This is a genomic window from Kitasatospora sp. NPDC032757 (assembly GCF_055579305.1).
The window spans coordinates 62,734-81,210 of the sequence record NZ_JBVINN010000004.1 but is presented as its reverse complement, the minus strand read 5'-3'; the positions used below and the strand labels follow the sequence as shown (position 1 = coordinate 81,210).

The window sequence follows — 18,477 nt, the reverse complement described above, 5'->3', positions numbered from 1 at the left end:
GTCTCGGCAGGAGCCGCTGCAACGTCCGGACCCGGGCCTTCGGCCGCGGGAGCGTCCGGCGCAGCGACGTCCGGCGCGGGAACGGAAGGCGCAGGGACGGGCGCGTCGGGAACGGCCTCCCCGGGAACGTCCGGCACAGGGACGGGAGCGTCGGGATCGGGCTTGGACACGTGGACTCCCCCGCCCGGCGGTCACGGGCATCAGCTCGGCAGTTCGACTCGAACGTTCCGCCGGCGGAGCACACCCCTGCGATGGGAACGGACGCGCGACTTTACCCGATCTTGCCGAACGCCTTCCCGCCCTTTTCCCTGGCCGCCGAGCCCGGCTACCCGCGCGCCAGCACCTCCCCGTGCAGCATCGCGAACCAGCCGTCCTCGGCCGTCGCCCACCCCCGCCAGCCGGCCGCGATCCGCTCCAGCTCCGCCTGGTCCGCGAACCCCTCGGCCACCGCCGTCCCGGCCGTGCTGGAGGCCACCGTCCGGTCGGCCCACATGCCGCCCCACCACTCCCGCCGCTCCGGCGACGCGAAGGTCCAGGTGCTGGACGAGGCGGTGACCTCGGCGAAGCCCGCCGCCCGGGCCCAGGACAGCAGCCGCCGGCCGGCGTCCGGCTCACCGCCGTTGCTCCGGGCGATCCGCCGGTACAGCTCCAGCCAGCGGTCCAGTTCGGGCACCTGCGGGTACCAGGTCATGCTCTCGTAGTCGACGTCCCGGGCCGCGACCAGGCCGCCCTCCGCGGTCACCCGGCGCATCTCCCGCAGCGCGGCCACCGGGTCGGTCACGTGCTGCAGCACCTGGTGGGCGTGCACCACGTCGAACTCCCCGTCCGCGTACGGCAGTCCGTGCACGTCGGCGACCTCGAACCGCACGTTGGACAGACCCCGCCCGGCGACGTGCCGGGCCGCCGTCTCCAGCACCTCGGCCGAGGTGTCCACGGCCACCACCCGCCCGGCGGGGCCGACCAGTTGGGCCAGGTCGGCGGTGATCGTGCCCGGCCCGCAGCCGACGTCCAGCACGGCCTGGCCGGGCCGCAGGTGGGGCACCAGGTAGGCGGCCGAGTCGGCGGCGGAACGGGAGCGGTGCGAGCGCAGCACGGACTCCTGGTGGCCGTGCGTGTAGGCGGCGGGCTGCGGTCCGGTCATGACGTCCCCCTGAGAAGATCTCGGTTCTCCGACGCCTCCGACGCTACTATCCGTCCCGCATGACGAGAAGGCTCGTCTCGTATGACGGTCACCCTAGGATGCACGAGAGCCCCCGGCCGGCCTGCGGTCGGAGGCTCTCGCCCTGCCGGTACGCCTAGTTGAGGGTGAACCAGGTGCTGCGGGACTTCTTCCACTCCGGGTGGGTGAGGTCCTTGGCCTCGGTGCCGTCGCCGTACAGGTCGGCGGAGCCGTCGTCGGTGATCAGCTGCACCCGGGCGCCGGGGGCGGTGAGGTCCGGGAAGTCCGGCACGGCCTCCCAGCCGCCCGCGTCGGTGGTCGGCAGGTCCAGCACCTTGACCGGCTGCGAACCGGGCTGCCCGTCCCAGCGGTAGAGCGCGTACGGGTCGGAGTTGTCGTCCGCCGCCCAGGAGCCCGCCACGATCAGGTACTGGCCGAGCGCGTTGCGCCGCAGGTCGCGGACGGAGAGCCCGCCGAGGTCCAGCTCGATCGGGGTGCCGAACGTGGCGCGCGCCGAACCGCCGGGCAGGGAGGAGAAGTTGGTGACCGGCACGATCAGCGCCCGGCCCCCGGTGACCGCCGGGGTGAGCGGCGCACGGAAGCCCACGTACGCGGTGGTGGAGCTGCCCGGGGCGAACTCCAGGCCCTCGACGTTGAATCCGTCGATCTGCTTGGGCGCCTGGCCGGCCGCCGCGCCCGCCGCGAAGCCGTAGCGGTTGCCGTTGGCGCGGTCCCAGGCGATCAGGTCGTCGCGCAGGCCGGTGTACTTGCCCGCCAGGGTGAGCTGCGTGCCCGCGCCCGCGCCGGTGACGGTGGTGGCGAAGACGGTGCGCCGGTCGGCCTTGATCTCGCCGTCCTTGTTGTTGCCCAGCGAGCCGGTCCAGTAGACGGTGTTGCCGACCCGGGTGGCGCCCTCGATGTCGATCTCCTTGGAGACGCCGAGCGCCGAGCTGAAGTCCCAGGTGCGGACGGGCGCGCCCGAGGCGTTGCGGTCGTACAGCCGCAGCACGTTGGACTCGTCGTCGGCCACCACGACGTAGCCCCCGCCCGCGTCCACCGCCGCCGAGGCGTCGCTGGAGCCGGTCAAGTACCGGCTCGCGGCGGAGAACTGGACCGCGGACGAGGCCGCGTAGTGCAGCGTCTTCGTCGCGGTCTTGCCGCCGAGGCCGGTGACCTTGACGGTCAGGTCGGTGTAGCCGACGCCCTGCGCGGCGACCGCGAGGGTGCGGGTGCCGGTGGTTCCCGTGACGGTGACGTCGCCGGTGCGGGCGACCGAGCTGCGGCTGCTCGCCGAGGCGGCCACCGACAGCGCGGAGGCGGAAGCTCCGCTCTGCGCGACGGTGACGGTGACCATCGGGTCGCCGGTGGCGCCGACCGCGCCGGAGAGGTAGCCGGCCGAGAGGGTGATCGTGGGGGTTCCGTACGTCACGGCGGCGGCGGAACCGGCGGGCAGCGCGAGCACCGGCAGTGCGGCGACGGCGACGGCCAGCGGCAGCAGGCCGCGGGAGAGACGGGACACGGGGACAGCCCTTCGACGTGGGGGCGGTGCGAGGTCCGGACCAGGGTGGAGCCCCTCGGCGAACGCCGCCCCTCCGGCAGCGGGCCGCCGGACGAACAGCAGCCCTCGACGGACCACCGGCCGTGCCCGGGCCGTACGGTGGACGGGCCCCCGAGAGAACGGTCTCCCCCATGCCCGGCCGCCCCTTCGTCCTGCTGAGCGCCGCGATGTCGCTCGACGGGCATCTCGACGACGCCTCCCCCGAGCGGCTGCTGCTCTCCAACCCGGCCGACTTCGACCGGGTGGACGAGGAGCGCGCCGCCAGTGACGCGATCCTGGTGGGCGGCAACACGCTGCGCGCGGACAACCCCCGGCTGCTGGTCAACGACCCCGCCCGGCGGGCCGCCCGGCTCGCCGCCGGCCGGCCCGAGTACCCGCTGAAGGTCACCCTCAGCGCGAGCGGCGGGCTCGACCGGTCGCTGCGCTTCTGGCACACCGGCGGCGACCGCCTCGCCTACACCACCGACGCGGGCGCCGCGGTGCTGCGCCCGGAACTGGACGGCCTGGCCGAGGTGGTGGCGCTGGGCGGCGCGGTCGGGCTGGGTGCGGTGCTGGACGACCTCGGCGCCCGCGGGGTGCGCCGGCTGATGGTCGAGGGCGGTGGCAGCGTGCACACCCAGTTCCTGGCCCAGGGCCTGGCCGACGAGCTCCAGCTGGCCGTCGCCCCGCTGCTGGTCGGACAGGCGGACGCGCCCCGCTTCGTCCACCCCGCCGCGTTCCCCGGTGGCCCGGCCCGCCGGATGCGGCTGCTGGAGGCACGTACGGTGGGCGACGTCGTCCTGCTCAGGTACGCCCCGAAGGAGCCCGCCCCGTGACCACCGACCCGACCGACCTCCGGTTCCTGCGGCGGGCCGTCGAGCTCTCCCGCCGCTGCCCGCCCTCCGAGACCGCGTTCTCGGTCGGCGCGGTGATCGTCGGCGCGGACGGCGAGGTGCTGGCCGAGGGCTGGAGCCGGGAGTCCGACCCGCACGATCACGCAGAGGAGGCGGCCCTGGCCAAGCTCCCGGCCGGCGACCCGCGACTGCGCGGCGCGACCGTCTACAGCTCCCTGGAGCCCTGCGGGCAGCGCGCCTCCCGGCCGCACCCCTGCGCGCGGCTGCTGCTGGCGGCGGGCGTCCCGCGGGTGGTGGTCGCCTGGAGTGAGCCGGACACCTTCGTCGCCGAGACCCAGGGGACGGCGCTGCTGGAGGCGGCCGGGGTCGAGGTGGTGGAGCTGCCGGAGCTGGCCGAGGAGGCCCGCGCGGTCAACGCCCACCTGCTGGGCTGATATTTTGTATCTGAATTGAACAATTCACTTGCACTCTCTGGGCCCCGCCCGCGAGGAGCCGCCCCATGCCCGTCGCCGCCACCGTCGCCCCCATCGTGCTGACCACCCGCGCCCTCCTGCTGGACATGGACGGCACCCTGGTCAACTCCGACGCCGTCGTCGAACGCTGCTGGCGCCGCTGGGCCCAGGAGCACGACCTCGACCCGGACGAGGTGCTCCGGATCGCCCACGGCCGCCAGGGCCACGCGACCATGGCCGTCCTGCTGCCCGAGCGCCCGGCCGCCGTCAACCTCGCCGACAACCGGCGCATGCTCGCCGAGGAGAAGGCCGACACCGAGGGCGTCGTCCCGGTCCCCGGTGCGCCCGCCTTCCTCGCCGGCCTGGCCGGCCTCCCGCACGCCCTGGTCACCTCGGCCGACCAGCCGCTCGCCCGGGTCCGGATGGCCGCCGCCGGCCTGCCGCTCCCGTCCGTCCTGGTCACCGCCGAGTCGGTCGGCGCGAGCAAGCCCGACCCGGAGGGCTTCCTCAAGGGCGCCGCCGCGCTCGGCTTCGCGCCCGCCGACTGCCTCGCGTTCGAGGACTCCGAGGCCGGCATCGCCGCAGCCCGGGCCGCCGGCATCCCCGTGGTCGGCGTCGGCCCGCGCGCCGCCGCCCACCGCCCGACCGCGCACGCCGCCACCCTGGAGGGCGTGACCGTCACGGCGTCCGGCGACGGCACCCTGACCGTCCGCATCGCCTGACGGCCCCACCGCGGGGCCGGCGCCGGTGCGCCGGCCCCGCGACCGCCTACCGGCGGGTGCGGGTGGCGAGCCAGCCGGCCATCGCCCGGACGCCGACGCCGATGGCCCGCTCGTCCGGCGTGAAGGTCTCGTAGTGCGGGTAGCTGGTCGTGATCGCGGCGCCGGGAGTGCGGACCCCGAGGAACGTGTAGGTGCCCGGGACGCGGTCCAGGAACAGTGCGTAGTCCTCCCCGTTGAACGGGAACGCGGCGCGGTTCACCGTCACCGAGCCGGGGCCGAGCTCACAGCGCAGGTGCCGGGCCAGCGCGTTGGCGTCGTCCGCGGGGCAGACCAGGGCCGGGAACGGCGGCTTGGGGAAGGTCACCGCCCCGCCGTACGGCTGCGCCAGCCGGCGGATCTCCTCCCGGATCTCGGTGTTGCGCTGCTCGGGCCAGCAGCGGAACGTCACGTCGACCGCGACCCGGCCCTCGGCGTCCGGCTTGTCCGCCGCCCTGCCGCGGATCACCACGAACCGGGCCAGCGGCCCGTCCGGCGTCTGCACGTCCGCGACCATCTGCTCCAGATAGGCGTCCGACGAAGCCGGCGGCAGCGGCGGCGGGGCCACCGTGGAGAGCCCGCCGATCTCGGCCTTCAGCCGGCCCGCCGCCGCGACCGCGTCCGGCCCGGTCAGGGTGACCGTGGCCCAGTCCTGGCCCGGCAGCCCGCTGCCCGGCGTCACGGCGAACTGCCCCACCGGGTACGGCCCGCAGTGCAGGGCGTGGATCTCCTCGACGCCCTTCCGCTCCAGCACCCCGGCGTCGATCATCGCCTGGGCGCCCTTCAGGGACTCCTCGCCGGGCTGGAAGAGGAAGACCACCGTGCCGCTCAGCCGCGGCTGGAGCCTCGCCAGCGCCTGGGCGACGCCGACCCCCACCGTGGTGTGGATGTCGTGGCCGCAGACGTGCGCCGCCGGGCGGTCCCGGAGCGGGGGCGTGATGCCGTCCCCGGGCACCGCGTCCATGTCGGCCCGGTAGGCCACCGTCCGCCCCGGGCGCGCGCCCTTCAGCACCGCGACCACCCCGGTCCCGGCCACCGACTCGACGCTCAGGCCCGCCGCCCGGAGCCGGTCGGCCACCGCCCCTGCGGCGAACTTCTCCTCCCCCGACGTCTGGGGGTTGCGGTGCAACTCGCGCCGCAGTGCGATCAGGTCGGCGTCGAGCCGGGCGGCGACGGCGTCGACCGCGGCCTGGTCGATCGGGTTGCGGCGGCGGCCCGAGTCCGCCACGGCATCGGTGCCGGACGCCAGGACGGCGCCGACCCCGGCGGCCGCGGTGCCGCCCAGCAACGTGCGGCGGCTCAGGGCAGGCTTGTGCGAACGAGTCATGACTTCCCCCTGTGATCGTGCTGAGTAGCTGCCCGCGCGTCGCGACGACGAGCGGTGAGGGCACGGACGGCAACCGCCCGGGGTGACGACGCCGGTGCGGTCACGGCCGGACGCCCGCCCCCGAGATGCCGGTCAGCAGCCACTCAAATGATCACATGAAATAGTCAACTCGCCTGCGGTGGAGGCAAAGTGAGAGATAGTGTTCCGTTTTGGCCCTCCGCCGGCACCCGGCCCGTCAGCCCAGCCGGCCGAGCCTCGCCCTCAGGCGGCGGGCATCCCGCAGCCGCTGCTCGTACGTCGCCCCCACAGCGAGCAGCAGCAGCCCCACGACGGCCAGCGGCACCCAGCGCGGCAGCAGGCCCAGCACCTGGACGACGGTCGGCGCCAGCTCGTGCACGCCGACCAGCAGCAGCGCCGCACCACCCAGCAGCAGCGGGCCCTGCAACCGGTACCTGACCCCCAGCAGGGTCACCACCGCCGCGGCGGCACCCAGCAGCAGCGGACGCAGCCAGTGCCCGTCGGCCCACACCGCGACCACACCGGGCGCGCCGGGCTCCGGCTCGGGCCCGTAGCGGCGCGCGCGGAGCTGGTCGAGCAGCCCGGCCCGCTCCTCCAGCAGCACCAGCCGCCGCCGCTCGACCGCCTCCAGCCCCTTCTCCACCTGCCAGAGCCGCCCCGCCACCGCGCCGCGCAGCGGCAGCCGGCACGCGGGACAGCGCACGGGCGGCCGCACGCCGAGCCCCGCACCGCAGTCGGGGCACCCCGGATCCTGGCCGGGCACCCCGGCGAACGACGACCCGTCACCGGGCTGTTCGGGCCGGTCCGAAGGCTGACTCTCCATATCCCGGAGTCTGCCGACCGGCCCCGCCCGGCACATGAGTACGCATACTCATCTGCCCCGCCCCGCCTGCCGGAGCACACGGGAGGGGGCGGCGCTCCCCCGGAGCCCCGCCCCCTCCCGGGGCGCACGCGCGATCAGACGTTGAAGCGGAACTTCCACCACAACGCTGCGACCTGCGGAAACGTTGATCCTGGCGGTCCAAGTCAGCACGGAATCAGCACGGTGGGACGACCTTCACCAGAGGACGATCAGTAGTGATAGCGAGCAGCGAGGATGATGATCTCCTCATCCGTGACCAGGTAGACGAGGCGATGCTCGTCGTCGATCCGCCGTGACCAGGCGCCAGCCAGATGGTACTTCAGCGGCTCGGGCTTGCCGATCCCGGCGAAGGGATCACGGCGAGCGTCCTCAATGAGCTTGTTGATCCGGGCGAGCATCTTGCGGTCGCTCTTGAGCCAGGACGTGTAGTCCTCCCAGCCCTGATCCTCGAAGACGAGCCTCACGCGGCGCCCTGCCCCGCATCCGCCGCATCGGGGTCGATCAGTTCGCGCTCGGCGAGGTTGATGCGACCGAGAGCGTTTTCGTACGCCTTGAGCAGGCGACGGGCATTGGCGGGCGAGCGCAGCAGATAGGAGCCCTCGCGCAGGGCGGCGTAGTCCTCGGCGGATACGAGGACGGCATTCCCGTGCTTGGAGACGATCTCGATGGCCTCGTGATCGTCATTGACTTTCTTGATGAGCGGGAAGAGATCCTTGCGGGCCTCGCTCGCAGTGATGGACATGGCAGGAAACCCTTCGAGAGTGGTACCGAATAACGTACCACTCACGGCGATCGCCAGTGGGGCATTCAGTGCGATACCGACCCGGAGAAGTCAGCACCAGGTCAGCACGGGAACAAGTCAGGGGCCCACCCCCGAGAGAGTGGACCCCATCTGACCTGCACAGTCGACAGGTCATCTAGCGCAAAGTATGCAAATCGTCACACGTTGAAGCGGAACTCCACCACGTCGCCGTCCTGCATGACGTAGTCCTTGCCCTCGATGCGGGCCTTGCCCTTGGAGCGGGCCTCGGCGATGGAGCCGGTCTCGACCAGGTCGTCGAAGGAGATGACCTCGGCCTTGATGAAGCCCTTCTGGAAGTCGGTGTGGATCACACCGGCGGCCTCGGGGGCGGTGGCGCCCTTCTTGATGGTCCAGGCGCGGGTTTCCTTGGGGCCGGCGGTGAGGTAGCTCTGCAGGCCGAGGGTCTCGTAGCCGACCCGGCCGAGGGTGGCCATGCCGGTCTCCTCCTGGCCCATGGACTGGAGGAGCTCCAGCGCCTCGTCCTCGTCCATGCCGATCAGCTCGGACTCGATCTTGGCGTTCAGGAAGATCGCCTCGGCGGGGGCGACCAGGGCGCGCTGGGCCTCCTTGAACTCCTCGTCGACCAGCTCGTCCTCGTCGACGTTGAAGACGTAGAGGAAGGGCTTGGTGGTGAGCAGGTGCAGCTCGCGCACCGAGGAGGCGTCGAAGCCCGCCTCGAAGAGGGTCTTGCCGGTCTCCAGGATCTTCTGGGCGGCCTCGGCGGCGGCCAGCGTGGCGGCCGACTCCTTCTTCAGGCGGGCCTCCTTCTGGAGCCGGGGCAGCACCTTCTCGATCGACTGGAGGTCGGCGAGGATCAGCTCGGTGTTGATGGTCTCGATGTCGTCCTTCGGCGAGACCTTGCCGTCGACGTGCACCACGTCCGGGTCGACGAAGGCCCGGATGACCTGGCAGATCGCGTCCGACTCACGGATGTTCGCCAGGAACTTGTTGCCCAGGCCCTCACCGACCGAGGCGCCGCGCACGATGCCGGCGATGTCCACGAAGTCCACGGTCGCCGGGAGGATCCGCTGCGAGCCGAAGATCTCGGCGAGCTTGGCCAGTCGGGCGTCGGGGACGCCGACGACGCCGACGTTCGGCTCGATGGTGGCGAACGGGTAGTTGGCCGCCAGCACGTCGTTCTTGGTCAGGGCGTTGAACAGGGTCGACTTGCCGACGTTCGGCAGGCCGACGATTCCGATCGTGAGCGACATGAAGCGCAGTCCCGTGGGCTTGGAGGAGTTGGGTCGGCACCGTGCGGGCCGATCCCCCAGTCTACGGGCAGCGAATCAGGCGCCGGCCGCCGCCGGCAGCGGCTCCAGGAACTCCAGGCGGTTGCCGAGGCGGTCGCTGGAGTGGAAGCGGCGGTGCCCGGGCAGGTTGTCGTCCCAGACGACCTCATGACCATGTGCGGCCAGCCGCTCGGCGAGCGCGTCCAGCGCCCGCACCTGGATGCCCGGGTGCCCCTTGCGGGCCGGCCGGAACTCCCGCACCACACCCAGGTGCACCTCGACCCCGCCGCCCCGGAACCAGCAGCCGCCGCGCGCGGCCAGCACCGGGGGCTTGGCCAGCTCGGTCATGCCGAGCACGCCGTGCCAGAAGGCCCGGCACTCGTCCTCCGCGCCGGCCGGGATGTCCAGCTGCACGTGGTGCAGCCGTTCGAAGGCGAACTCGCTGGTCATACGTCCCCGGTGGAGTTGAGCGACGATCACATCAGTACTCCGTTCGAAGACACGGAGCAAGGTCCCGACGACCATTACACAGTGTGGCGATGATCGGACCGTACGTTGGGTGGGTGGAGCAGAGCATCCGAACCCAGCCGCCAGGGCCCAGACGCCGTCCGCCGAACGGCGCGGCCGGGGCCGCCGTCCCCGGGCCCGGGCGGGCCCCCGAGACCGCCGAGCCGGCCGGGGCCGCCGCCGCCCCCGCCTCCCGGCTACGCCCCGTGGCCGGCGCGCCCGACCGGCTACGCCCCGGTGGCACCCGGCCCCGGCTGCGTCTGCCGTTCGGTGCGCGCCCCGGGGAACGGACCGGCGAGCGCGCGGACGGGCAGACCTCCGAACGCACCGGCGAACGCGGTGGCGGCCGCCCGAACGGCCGCCTCTACGGGCGCCGGCGCACCGGGCGGCCGACCCGGCTGACCGCGGTCGGCACCGGCGTGGCCGCGCTGGTCGCGACCGTCGCGGTGGCCGGCCTGGACCGGCTGGTCTTCGGCGGGCTCGGGGTGCTGTTCGGCATCGGCTACCTGGTGGTCTGCTTCCAGCTGGCCGTCCGGGTGCGCTTCGCCGACCTGCTGGCCGCGCCGATCAGCGGGCCGATCGCCTTCGCCGTCTCGCTGCTGCTGCTCGGCCCGGTCGCCTCCTCGGGGGTGACCGCGCAGGTGGTGGCGCTGGCGACGGGCCTGGCGCTGCGGGCCGGCTGGCTCTTCTCCGGCACCGGTCTGGCGGCGGTGATCGTCCTCGCCCGGTTTGTGGCGCAGCGGCGGCTCCACCGGGTGCGCTGAGGGGGCGGCCACCCGGCCACCCCCTCGGCGCACGGCACCGGCACGCGGCGCACGGCACCAGCGCTCGCCGCACCACAGCCACCCTCGTCGCACCGCACCACAGCCCCTCTGCGCACAGCACCGGCCCTCACCCAGGACCGGCCCCTCGCGAGGACCCCGGCAACCGGGTCAGGCGGACGCGCGGGCCGCCGCCATGGCCGCCCCGACGATCCCGGCGTCGTTGCGCAGCTCCGCCGGGACGATCCGGGCCTCGCGCTCGCGCAGCAACGGCAGGAACTTCTCGTGTTTGCGGCTCACCCCGCCGCCGATCACGATCAGCTGCGGTGAGAACAGCATCTCCACCAGGTCGAGGTACTCGTCGACCCGGCCCGCCCACTGCTCCCAGGTCAGCCCGTGCCGCTCCTTGGCCGCCGAGGAGGCGCGCCGCTCGGCGTCCTTGCCGCGCAGTTCCAGGTGGCCCAGCTCGGTGTTGGGCACCAGGGTGCCGTCCACGAAGAGGGCGCTGCCGATACCGGTGCCGAAGGTGAGGACCAGCACCACGCCCGCCTGACCGCGCCCGGCGCCGTGGCTGAGCTCGGCGAAGCCGGCGGCGTCGGCGTCGTTGAGGACGGTGGCCGGCAGGTCGAGCGCCTCGCGGAAGAGCCCCTCGGCGTCGAGGCCGATCCAGCCCTTGTCGACGTTGGCCGCGGTTCTGGTCTGGCCGTTCACCACCACTCCGGGGAAGGTCAGCCCGACCGGGCCCCGGTGGCCGAAGTGCCGGACCACCTCGCGGACGGCGGCGACCACGGCCTCCGGGGCGGAGGGCTGCGGGGTGAGGACCTTGTACCGCTCCTGGGCGAGCACGCCCCGGCCGAGGTCGACGGGGGCGCCCTTGATGCCCGAACCGCCGATGTCCACACCGAATACCGCCGTCATGACGACCGCCCTCCGCCGTAACCCGAAACCGTCGCGCACGGGCCGGCCGGGCGCCACGGTCGGCGTTGTCCACAGGCCTGTGCACACCTGGGCACAAAACTACGAGAGCACACCCGGCCGCGCACAGCAGAAAACCCGGCACCCCACAGGGGGCCGGGTTTTCCGGATGCCGCGGTTACAGCTTGCCCGCGGCCTCGGACCGCAGGTCGCGGCGGAGCTCCTTGGGCAGCGAGAAGGTCAGGTGCTCCTCGGCCGTCTTGACGGTCGACACGTCGCCGTAGCCGCGCGCGGCCAGCCAGTCCAGGACGCCCTCGACCAGGATCTCCGGCACCGAGGCGCCGCTGGTCAGGCCGACCGTGGTGACGCCTTCCAGCCAGGCCTCCTGGATCTCGTCGGCGAAGTCCACCAGGTGGGCGGCCTTGGCGCCGTACTCCAGGCCGACCTCGACCAGGCGGACGGAGTTGGAGGAGTTCTTGGAGCCGACCACGATCAGCAGGTCCGTCTCGGGCGCCATCTGCTTGACGGCGACCTGCCGGTTCTGGGTGGCGTAGCAGATGTCGTCGCTGGGCGGGCTGACCAGGAGCGGGAAGCGCTTCTTCAGCTCGCCGACGGTGGCCATGGTCTCGTCCACCGAGAGCGTGGTCTGGGAGAGCCAGACCACCTTGGACTCGTCGCGGACCTCGACGTTGGCGACGTCCTCGGCGCCGTCCACCAGGTGGATCCGGTCCGGTGCCTCGCCCATGGTGCCGACGACCTCCTCGTGGCCGTCGTGGCCCACCAGCAGGATGTCGAAGCCCTCGTCGGCGAAGCGGACGGCCTCCTTGTGCACCTTGGTGACCAGCGGGCAGGTGGCGTCGATGGTGGCGAGCTTGCCGGCCTTGGCCTCGTCGTGGACGGACGGCGCGACGCCGTGCGCGGAGAACACCACGATCGAACCCTCGGGCACCTCCTCCGTCTCGTCGACGAAGATCGCGCCCTGCTTCTCCAGGGTCTGCACCACGTACTTGTTGTGGACGATCTGCTTGCGGACGTAGATCGGCGCCCCGTACTGCTCCAGGGCCTTCTCCACGGCGATCACGGCGCGGTCGACGCCCGCGCAGTAGCCCCGGGGGGCGGCGAGCAGGACACGGCGCTGCGCGGTGTTGGACATGGCTCCATCGTACGGGCGGAGGCGAGCCGCGCCGACGGGAGGCGCTTTCGGACCGGAACCGGCCGCCGATGCTCAAATGTGGAATCTATGAGCGAGCGAGTCGACGCCGGCGGCCTGCGGCGCAGCCTGAGTGTCCGCGATCTGATGGTGTACGGGCTGCTGTTCATCGCCCCGATGGCGCCGGTCGGCGTGTTCGGCGTGCTGGACGCCAAGAGCCACGGCGCGGTGGCCTCGGTCTACCTGGCGGCGACGGTCGCGATGGGTTTCACCGCCTTCTCGTACGCCCAGATGGTGCGCGCGGTGCCGCAGACCGGCTCGGTCTTCGCCTACGCGAGGGCCGGTCTGGGCGAGGGGCCGGGGTTCATCGCCGGCTGGATGGCGATGCTCGACTACCTGCTGATCCCCGCGGTGGCGTACCTGTTCTCCGGCATCGCGCTGCACTCGCTGGTGCCGGACGTGTCGCGCTGGGTGTGGACGGCGCTGGCCGTGGTGGTGACCACCGCGCTCAACCTGGCCGGCGTGCGGACGGCGGCGGCGGTCGGCCTCGCGGTGCTGGCGATGGAGATCGCGGTGCTGGCGGTGTTCCTGGTGGCGGCCGTGGTGGTGCTGGTGCGGGACGGCGCGCAGCGCGGCTGGGACACCCCCTTCACCGCGGTCGGCGGCTTCTCGCTGACGGCGGTGATCTCGGCGGTCTCGGTGGCGGTGCTCTCCTACCTGGGCTTCGACGCGATCGCGACCTTCGTGGAGGAGGCGGTCGGCTCGTCGGCGGCGGTGGCCAGGGCCGTGCTCTGGTGCCTGCTGCTGGCCGGGGTCCTGTTCATGGCGCAGACCTACCTGGCGGCGCTGCTGGAGCCGACGACCCCGCAGCAGCTGGCCGCCGACCCGGCCGCCCAGGGTTCGGCCTTCTACGACACCGTGGAGAGCGGCATCGGGCGCTGGCTGCACGTGCTGGTCGCGGCCGCCAAGGCGATCGGCGCGGCGTTCGCGGCGCTGGCCGGGCAGGCGGCGGCCGGGCGGCTGGTCTACGCGATGGCCCGGGACGGCCGGCTGCCCCGGGCCCTGGGCACCGTGGACCCGGCCAGCGCGGTGCCGCGCCGGGCGCTGCTGGTGGCGGCGGTGATCACGATGGGCGCGGCGGTCTGGGCGGCCGGCCGGGACGACGGCCTGGACCGGCTCACCTCGGTGGTGAACATCGGCGCGCTGACCGCCTTCGCGCTGCTGCACGCCTCGGTGATCGGCTGGTACGTGGTGAAACACGGCTCGCGGGACTGGCTGCGGCACGTGGTGGTACCGGTGCTGGGCATCGCGGTGATCGGGGCGGTGGTCTACGAGGCCTCGCCCACGGCGCAGATCGCGGGGGCGGTCTGGCTGGGGGTGGGGCTCCTGGTGCTCGTCGTCCAGGGAGCCTCCGCGGTCGGCATCCGCCGCTGAACCGACCGCGCTGTCGGCCTGCGCCGCTAGCCTCGTACGCATGGCCAACACCAGCTCTCCCGAAGCCCCGCTCCCGGTCGGCAAGGTCTCCGCGCTGATCGGCGGCTGGATCGACCGGCTCGGCGCGGTCTGGGTGGAGGGGCAGATCACCCAGCTGAGCCGGCGGCCGGGCGCGGGCGTGGTCTTCCTGACGCTGCGCGACCCGCAGGCGGACGTCTCGCTCACCGTGACCTGCTTCCGCTCGGTCTTCGAGCAGGTCGCGGACGTGGTGCAGGAGGGCTCGCGGGTCGTCGTGCACGCCAAGCCGGAGTGGTACGCGGCGCGCGGCCAGCTCTCGCTGCGGGCGGCGGAGATCCGGCTGGTCGGGCTGGGCGAGCTGTTGGCCCGGCTGGAGCAGCTGAAGCGGCGGCTCGCCGGGGAGGGCCTGTTCGCGGCCGACCGGAAGCGGCCGCTGCCGTTCCTGCCGCAGTGCGTCGGGCTGGTCACCGGGCGCGGCTCGGCAGCCGAGCGGGACGTCCTGGAGAACGCCCGGCGGCGCTGGCCGGCCGTCCGCTTCGAGGTGCGCAACGTCCCCGTGCAGGGCGTCAGCGCGGTGGAGCGGGTGAGCGCGGCGGTGCGGGAGCTTGACGAGCACCCCGAGGTGGACGTGATCATCGTGGCCCGCGGCGGCGGCAGCGTCGAGGACCTGCTGCCGTTCTCGGACGAGGGGCTGGTGCGGCTGGTCGCGGCGGCCCGGACGCCGGTGGTCAGTGCGATCGGCCACGAGCCGGACCAGCCGCTGCTGGACTTCGTCGCCGACCTGCGCGCGTCCACCCCGACCGATGCCGCCAAACGGGTGGTTCCGGACGTCGGCGAGGAGCTGGCCAAGGTCCGCAACCTGCGCGACCGGGCCCGGCGACACGTGCTCGGCCGGGTCGACCGGGAGCAGCACGGGCTGGACGGCGTCCGCAGCCGCCCGGCGCTGGCCGCGCCGCACCGGATGCTGGACGGGCGCGGCCAGGACGTGGCGGCCCTGGTGGAGCGCGCCCGGCGCACCCTCGGACACCGGCTGGACCACGCGCAGAGCGACCTCGGGCACACCCTGGCCCGTGTGGTCGCGCTCTCCCCGTCGGCCACCCTGGAGCGCGGCTACGCGGTGCTCCAGCGGGAGGACGGCTCGGTGGTGACCGACCCGGCGCAGGTCGCGGCCGGCGACGCGCTGCACGCCCGGGTGGCGGGCGGCGGCTTCGGTGTGACGGCCGATCCCCGGCCGTAGCGGCCCGCTGTCGGCCCCAGCCCCTACGCTGGCTCCCATGGCAGATCAGCAGGAGGCACAGGCCGCACCGGGGACGCCGGACGACGCGCTGGGGTACGAGCACGCCCGGGACGCGCTGCTGGAGGTGGTCCGGCAGCTGGAGAACGGCGGCACGTCGTTGGAGGAGTCGCTGGCGCTCTGGGAGCGCGGGGAGCAGCTGGCGAAGGTCTGCCAGCGCTGGCTGGACGGCGCCCGGGCCCGGCTGGACGCCGCGCTGGCCGCCGAGGAGGGCGAGCCGGCCGGGGAGTAGGCGGACGGAAGGGTGACGGAGATCACGTCGACACCCGGGAACAGTTGAATGTTCACACATGTTGGGAACAGGTGATCGGCCACGGTCGGTCGTCCACACGAACCCTGTCCCGTATGACGCATGAGGTGCAGACAAGCATGACCACCGACGCCCTGGTACTCGACGCCGCCGCTCAGGACCTGCTGTTCCGCGACGCCCGCACCGCCAACACCTTCACCGACGAGCCGGTCTCCGAGGAGCAGATCCAGGCCATCTACGAGCTGGTCAAGTTCGGCCCGACCGCCTTCAACCAGCAGCCGCTGCGCGTCGTCCTGGTCCGCTCGGCCGAGGGTCGCGAGCGCCTCGTCCAGCACATGGCGGACGGCAACAAGGCCAAGACCGCCGCCGCCCCGCTGGTCGCCATCCTGGCCGTGGACAACGAGTTCCACGAGGAGCTGCCGACCCAGCTGCCGCACTTCCCCCAGGCCAAGGACATGTTCTTCAGCGAGCGCCCGGCCCGCGAGGCCTCGGCCGCGATGAACGGCGCCCTGCAGGCCGGCTACTTCATCATCGGCGTCCGCGCCGCCGGCCTGGCCGCCGGCCCGATGACCGGCTACAACGCCGAGGGCATCGACAAGGAGTTCTTCGGCGACGGCGAGCACTCGGTGCTGGCCGTGGTCAACATCGGCAAGCCGGGCGAGGACGCCTGGTTCCCGCGTTCGCCGCGCCTGGCCTACGACGAGGTCGTCACCACCGTCTGATCGCGATGCGATGACGCGTGAGCGGACGGGAAGGGCCCCGCACCGGTTCCACCGGTGCGGGGCCCTTCCCGTCCGCTCACGCTCGTTGCGATGCCCCGGGTGCCGTCCACTCCCCCGGGGCCCGGGGGCCTACTTGAGGGCCTGCGCCAGCTCGGCGAGCTCCTCGTAGGAGGCGGTGCCGGTGACCAGCGTGGTGGCGCCGCCGCTCTGGACGGCGAGGGCGCGCGCCTTGGGACCGGCGACGCGCTCCCAGGACTGCCCGGCCACCTCCGACGTTCCGTCCGGCTTGCCGCCGGCCACCGCCGAGTCGAGCAGGACGGCGCGGTCGACGTCGCTCTGCTCGATCGCCGCGTACTGGCCGGACGGGGTGACGAAGCCCAGGTGCCAGGCGTTGCCCTTGCCCTTGCCCAGCGACGCCGGGTCGTAGCTCACCGAGGTGGCCCGCCACCGGTCGGAGAGACCCTCCGGGGTGAGCAGCGGGTACGGCGCGGCGCGCTTCGCCGAGGCGGCGGCCACCCGGTACTCCTTGGTGTGGACACCGTCGCCGCTCGCGTCGTGCGGCAGGAACAGGTACCCGATCCAGACCACGGCGCCGACCGCCAGCATCGACAGGACCATGTCCCGTACCGTCTGCCGGCCCTTCATGCCTCTGCTCTCTCCAGCCACCCCCACATGGTGACTCATCCGTCCCGGACCACCCGCACCCGGGGTGGCCCCGGACGGGTGAACAGGGGCAAACCCGCCGTTTCCGACCGGGGGTGGCGACCCGCGCCACAGACAGTCATCTCGTGGGCAGATACGATCGCAGAACCCTCACCACGGCGTTCGACCTGGCAGTAGTCGGGCGCTCACTGGCCGTCGCGTACAGAGAGGTAACGACGATGACCACGCAGTACCCGCACAACCTCCCCAGTGCCCTGGAGGTCGCGCCCGAGGCTCCCGACCGGAACCTCGCGCTCGAACTCGTCCGGGTCACCGAGGCGGCCGCCATGGCCGCCGGCCGTTGGGTCGGCCGCGGCGACAAGAACGGCGCCGACGGCGCCGCCGTCAAGGCCATGCGTACGCTCGTCTCCACCGTCTCCATGAACGGTGTCGTCGTCATCGGCGAGGGCGAGAAGGACGAAGCCCCGATGCTCTACAACGGCGAGCGGGTCGGCGACGGCACGGGCGCCGAGTGCGACGTCGCGGTGGACCCGGTCGACGGGACCACGCTGACCGCCAAGGGCATGAACAACGCCGTCGCGGTGCTGGCCGTGGCCGACCGCGGCACGATGTTCGACCCCAGCGCGGTGTTCTACATGGACAAGCTCGTCGCCGGGCCCGAGGCCGCCGAGTTCGTCGACATCACCGCCCCGGCGGCCGTCAACATCCGCCGGGTCGCCAAGGCCAAGGGCAGCGCCGTGGAGGACGTCACCGTCGTCATCCTGGACCGCCCGCGCCACGAGGGCCTGGTCAAGGAGATCCGCGAGGCCGGCGCCCGGATCAAGTTCATCTCCGACGGCGACGTCGCCGGCGCCATCATGGCCGCCCGCGAGGGCACCGGCGTCGACCTGCTCATGGGCGTCGGCGGCACCCCCGAGGGCATCATCGCCGCCTGCGCGATGAAGTGCATGGGCGGCGTCATCCAGGGCCGGCTCTGGCCCAAGGACGAGGCCGAGCGCCAGAAGGCCCTCGACGCCGGCCACGACCTGGACCGCGTGCTCACCACCGACGACCTGGTCAGCGGCGAGAACGTGTTCTTCGTCGCCACCGGCATCACCGACGGCGAGCTGCTGCGCGGCGTCCACTACCGCCAGGAGACCGCCACCACCAGCTCGCTGGTCATGCGCTCCAAGAGCGGCACCATCCGGGAGATCCACTCCACCCACAAGCTGTCCAAGCTGCGGGCCTACAGCGCGATCGACTTCGACCGCGCCAACTGATCCCGGACGCACCCGCGTCGGCCACGCCCGCGGCCTCGGCGAAATCCCCCTTCGCCGAGGCCGCGGGCGTTCGCGTGTGCGTGCGTCGCCGACGGCCCGGCCGTCGCGCCCCGCTCAGCCCGCTATCCGGCTGGGGCGGGCCGCCTCGCGCAGCTCCGTCTCCCGGCGCCGGCGGCGGGCCAGCACCACCCGGCGCTCGGCGGCCGTCAGCCCGCCCCAGACGCCGTACGGCTCCGGCTGCGCCAGCGCGTGCTCCCGGCACTCCAGTAGCACCGGGCAGCGCGCACAGACCTGCTTCGCCTGCTCCTCCCGCGAAAGCCGGGCCGCCGTGGGCTCCTTGGAGGGTGCGAAGAACAGCCCCACCTCGTCCCTGCGGCACGCCGCGCCGGTGTGCCAGGGGTCGTCGTCACCCTGCGGCTGGGCACCGGGCCGGCGCTCCAGCACCTGGGCGGCGGCAACGGACGATGTGGGGCGGGACTCGATCGGATGCAGCACGGCCGTACTCC

At 73.3% G+C, this 18,477-nt stretch carries 18 protein-coding genes and 2 pseudogenes; 8 read left to right on the top strand and 12 right to left on the bottom strand.

What is annotated here, in order from left to right; translation table 11 throughout:
- Positions 1–325: 325 nt before the first annotated feature.
- Positions 326–1,141 carry a methyltransferase domain-containing protein gene (locus ACZ5WK_RS08055; RefSeq protein WP_465546087.1) on the bottom strand — a complete coding sequence of 272 codons (816 nt, stop codon included), beginning with the start codon at positions 1,139–1,141 and terminating at the stop codon, positions 326–328.
- 154 nt (positions 1,142–1,295) lie between these two features.
- Entirely contained in the window at positions 1,296–2,678 is a 1,383-nt protein-coding gene (locus ACZ5WK_RS08050) for a hypothetical protein (RefSeq protein WP_465546085.1), read from the bottom strand.
- A 170-nt stretch (positions 2,679–2,848) separates the two neighbouring features.
- On the opposite strand from ACZ5WK_RS08050, the pseudogene ACZ5WK_RS08045 reads away from it, so the two are divergent.
- Together ACZ5WK_RS08045 and ACZ5WK_RS08040 are read left to right on the top strand one after the other, a co-directional pair.
- Positions 2,849–3,984, top strand: a pseudogene (locus ACZ5WK_RS08045) (dihydrofolate reductase family protein).
- Positions 3,985–4,049: 65 nt separating this feature from the next.
- Positions 4,050–4,724 (top strand): HAD-IA family hydrolase, encoded by a 675-nt coding sequence (locus tag ACZ5WK_RS08040; RefSeq protein ID WP_465546083.1) that lies wholly within the window; start codon positions 4,050–4,052, stop codon positions 4,722–4,724.
- A gap of 46 nt (positions 4,725–4,770) precedes the next feature.
- Here the strand turns inward: ACZ5WK_RS08040 and ACZ5WK_RS08035 are convergent, their stop codons facing one another.
- The 6 genes and pseudogenes from ACZ5WK_RS08035 to ACZ5WK_RS08010 all read right to left on the bottom strand — a co-directional run bounded on the left by ACZ5WK_RS08035 (position 4,771) and on the right by ACZ5WK_RS08010 (position 9,448).
- Entirely contained in the window at positions 4,771–6,087 is a 1,317-nt protein-coding gene (locus ACZ5WK_RS08035) for a M20 metallopeptidase family protein (protein ID WP_465546081.1), read from the bottom strand.
- Between the two features lie 235 nt (positions 6,088–6,322).
- Positions 6,323–6,631 (bottom strand): annotated as a pseudogene (locus ACZ5WK_RS08030) (SCO7613 C-terminal domain-containing membrane protein); the annotation flags it as partial.
- Positions 6,632–7,176: 545 nt separating this feature from the next.
- Positions 7,177–7,431, bottom strand: a complete 255-nt coding sequence (locus ACZ5WK_RS08025; RefSeq protein ID WP_280668157.1) for a Txe/YoeB family addiction module toxin — start codon at positions 7,429–7,431, stop codon at positions 7,177–7,179.
- Positions 7,428–7,709, bottom strand: a complete 282-nt coding sequence (locus ACZ5WK_RS08020; RefSeq protein WP_280725467.1) for a type II toxin-antitoxin system Phd/YefM family antitoxin — start codon at positions 7,707–7,709, stop codon at positions 7,428–7,430. Before ACZ5WK_RS08020 ends, ACZ5WK_RS08025 begins: the two co-directional genes overlap by 4 nt.
- Before the next feature lie 197 nt (positions 7,710–7,906).
- Positions 7,907–8,980, bottom strand: a complete 1,074-nt coding sequence (ychF, locus tag ACZ5WK_RS08015; protein ID WP_396320643.1) for a redox-regulated ATPase YchF — start codon at positions 8,978–8,980, stop codon at positions 7,907–7,909.
- 75 nt (positions 8,981–9,055) lie between these two features.
- Positions 9,056–9,448 (bottom strand): VOC family protein, encoded by a 393-nt coding sequence (locus ACZ5WK_RS08010; protein ID WP_465546078.1) that lies wholly within the window; start codon positions 9,446–9,448, stop codon positions 9,056–9,058.
- A gap of 113 nt (positions 9,449–9,561) precedes the next feature.
- Here ACZ5WK_RS08010 and ACZ5WK_RS08005 point away from each other — a divergent pair, with 113 nt between their 5' ends.
- Positions 9,562–10,269: a DUF6542 domain-containing protein gene (locus ACZ5WK_RS08005; RefSeq protein WP_465546076.1), complete on the top strand. Its 708-nt coding sequence runs from the start codon at positions 9,562–9,564 to the stop codon at positions 10,267–10,269.
- A 168-nt stretch (positions 10,270–10,437) separates the two neighbouring features.
- On the opposite strand, the gene ppgK is transcribed toward ACZ5WK_RS08005, so the two are convergent.
- Together ppgK and ACZ5WK_RS07995 are read right to left on the bottom strand one after the other, a co-directional pair.
- Complete coding sequence (gene ppgK / locus ACZ5WK_RS08000) at positions 10,438–11,184, bottom strand: polyphosphate--glucose phosphotransferase (protein WP_465546074.1); 747 nt, start codon at positions 11,182–11,184, stop codon at positions 10,438–10,440.
- A gap of 175 nt (positions 11,185–11,359) precedes the next feature.
- The gene (locus tag ACZ5WK_RS07995) at positions 11,360–12,334 is read right to left on the bottom strand and encodes a 4-hydroxy-3-methylbut-2-enyl diphosphate reductase (RefSeq protein WP_465546072.1); all 975 of its coding nucleotides are present in this window, start codon (positions 12,332–12,334) and stop codon (positions 11,360–11,362) included.
- A gap of 87 nt (positions 12,335–12,421) precedes the next feature.
- Between ACZ5WK_RS07995 and ACZ5WK_RS07990 the strand changes: the two genes are divergently transcribed.
- From ACZ5WK_RS07990 to ACZ5WK_RS07975, 4 genes are all read left to right on the top strand, one after another.
- Positions 12,422–13,765, top strand: coding sequence for an APC family permease (locus ACZ5WK_RS07990; RefSeq protein WP_465546070.1), 1,344 nt, complete (start codon positions 12,422–12,424; stop codon positions 13,763–13,765).
- Between the two features lie 40 nt (positions 13,766–13,805).
- Positions 13,806–15,020 (top strand): exodeoxyribonuclease VII large subunit, encoded by a 1,215-nt coding sequence (gene xseA, locus ACZ5WK_RS07985; RefSeq protein ID WP_465546068.1) that lies wholly within the window; start codon positions 13,806–13,808, stop codon positions 15,018–15,020.
- Positions 15,021–15,057: 37 nt separating this feature from the next.
- Positions 15,058–15,309, top strand: coding sequence for an exodeoxyribonuclease VII small subunit (locus ACZ5WK_RS07980; protein ID WP_396320637.1), 252 nt, complete (start codon positions 15,058–15,060; stop codon positions 15,307–15,309).
- Between the two features lie 137 nt (positions 15,310–15,446).
- Positions 15,447–16,049: a malonic semialdehyde reductase gene (locus ACZ5WK_RS07975; RefSeq protein ID WP_396320636.1), complete on the top strand. Its 603-nt coding sequence runs from the start codon at positions 15,447–15,449 to the stop codon at positions 16,047–16,049.
- A 129-nt stretch (positions 16,050–16,178) separates the two neighbouring features.
- Here ACZ5WK_RS07975 and ACZ5WK_RS07970 read toward each other — a convergent pair whose 3' ends face one another.
- A complete protein-coding gene (locus ACZ5WK_RS07970; protein WP_396320634.1) occupies positions 16,179–16,694 on the bottom strand; it encodes a DUF4245 domain-containing protein in 516 nt (171 codons plus the stop codon).
- A 236-nt stretch (positions 16,695–16,930) separates the two neighbouring features.
- Here ACZ5WK_RS07970 and glpX point away from each other — a divergent pair, with 236 nt between their 5' ends.
- Complete coding sequence (gene glpX / locus ACZ5WK_RS07965; RefSeq protein WP_148643103.1) at positions 16,931–17,971, top strand: class II fructose-bisphosphatase; 1,041 nt, start codon at positions 16,931–16,933, stop codon at positions 17,969–17,971.
- A 114-nt stretch (positions 17,972–18,085) separates the two neighbouring features.
- Here glpX and ACZ5WK_RS07960 read toward each other — a convergent pair whose 3' ends face one another.
- The gene (locus ACZ5WK_RS07960; protein WP_465546064.1) at positions 18,086–18,466 is read right to left on the bottom strand and encodes a WhiB family transcriptional regulator; all 381 of its coding nucleotides are present in this window, start codon (positions 18,464–18,466) and stop codon (positions 18,086–18,088) included.
- Between the last annotated feature and the right edge of the window lie 11 nt (positions 18,467–18,477).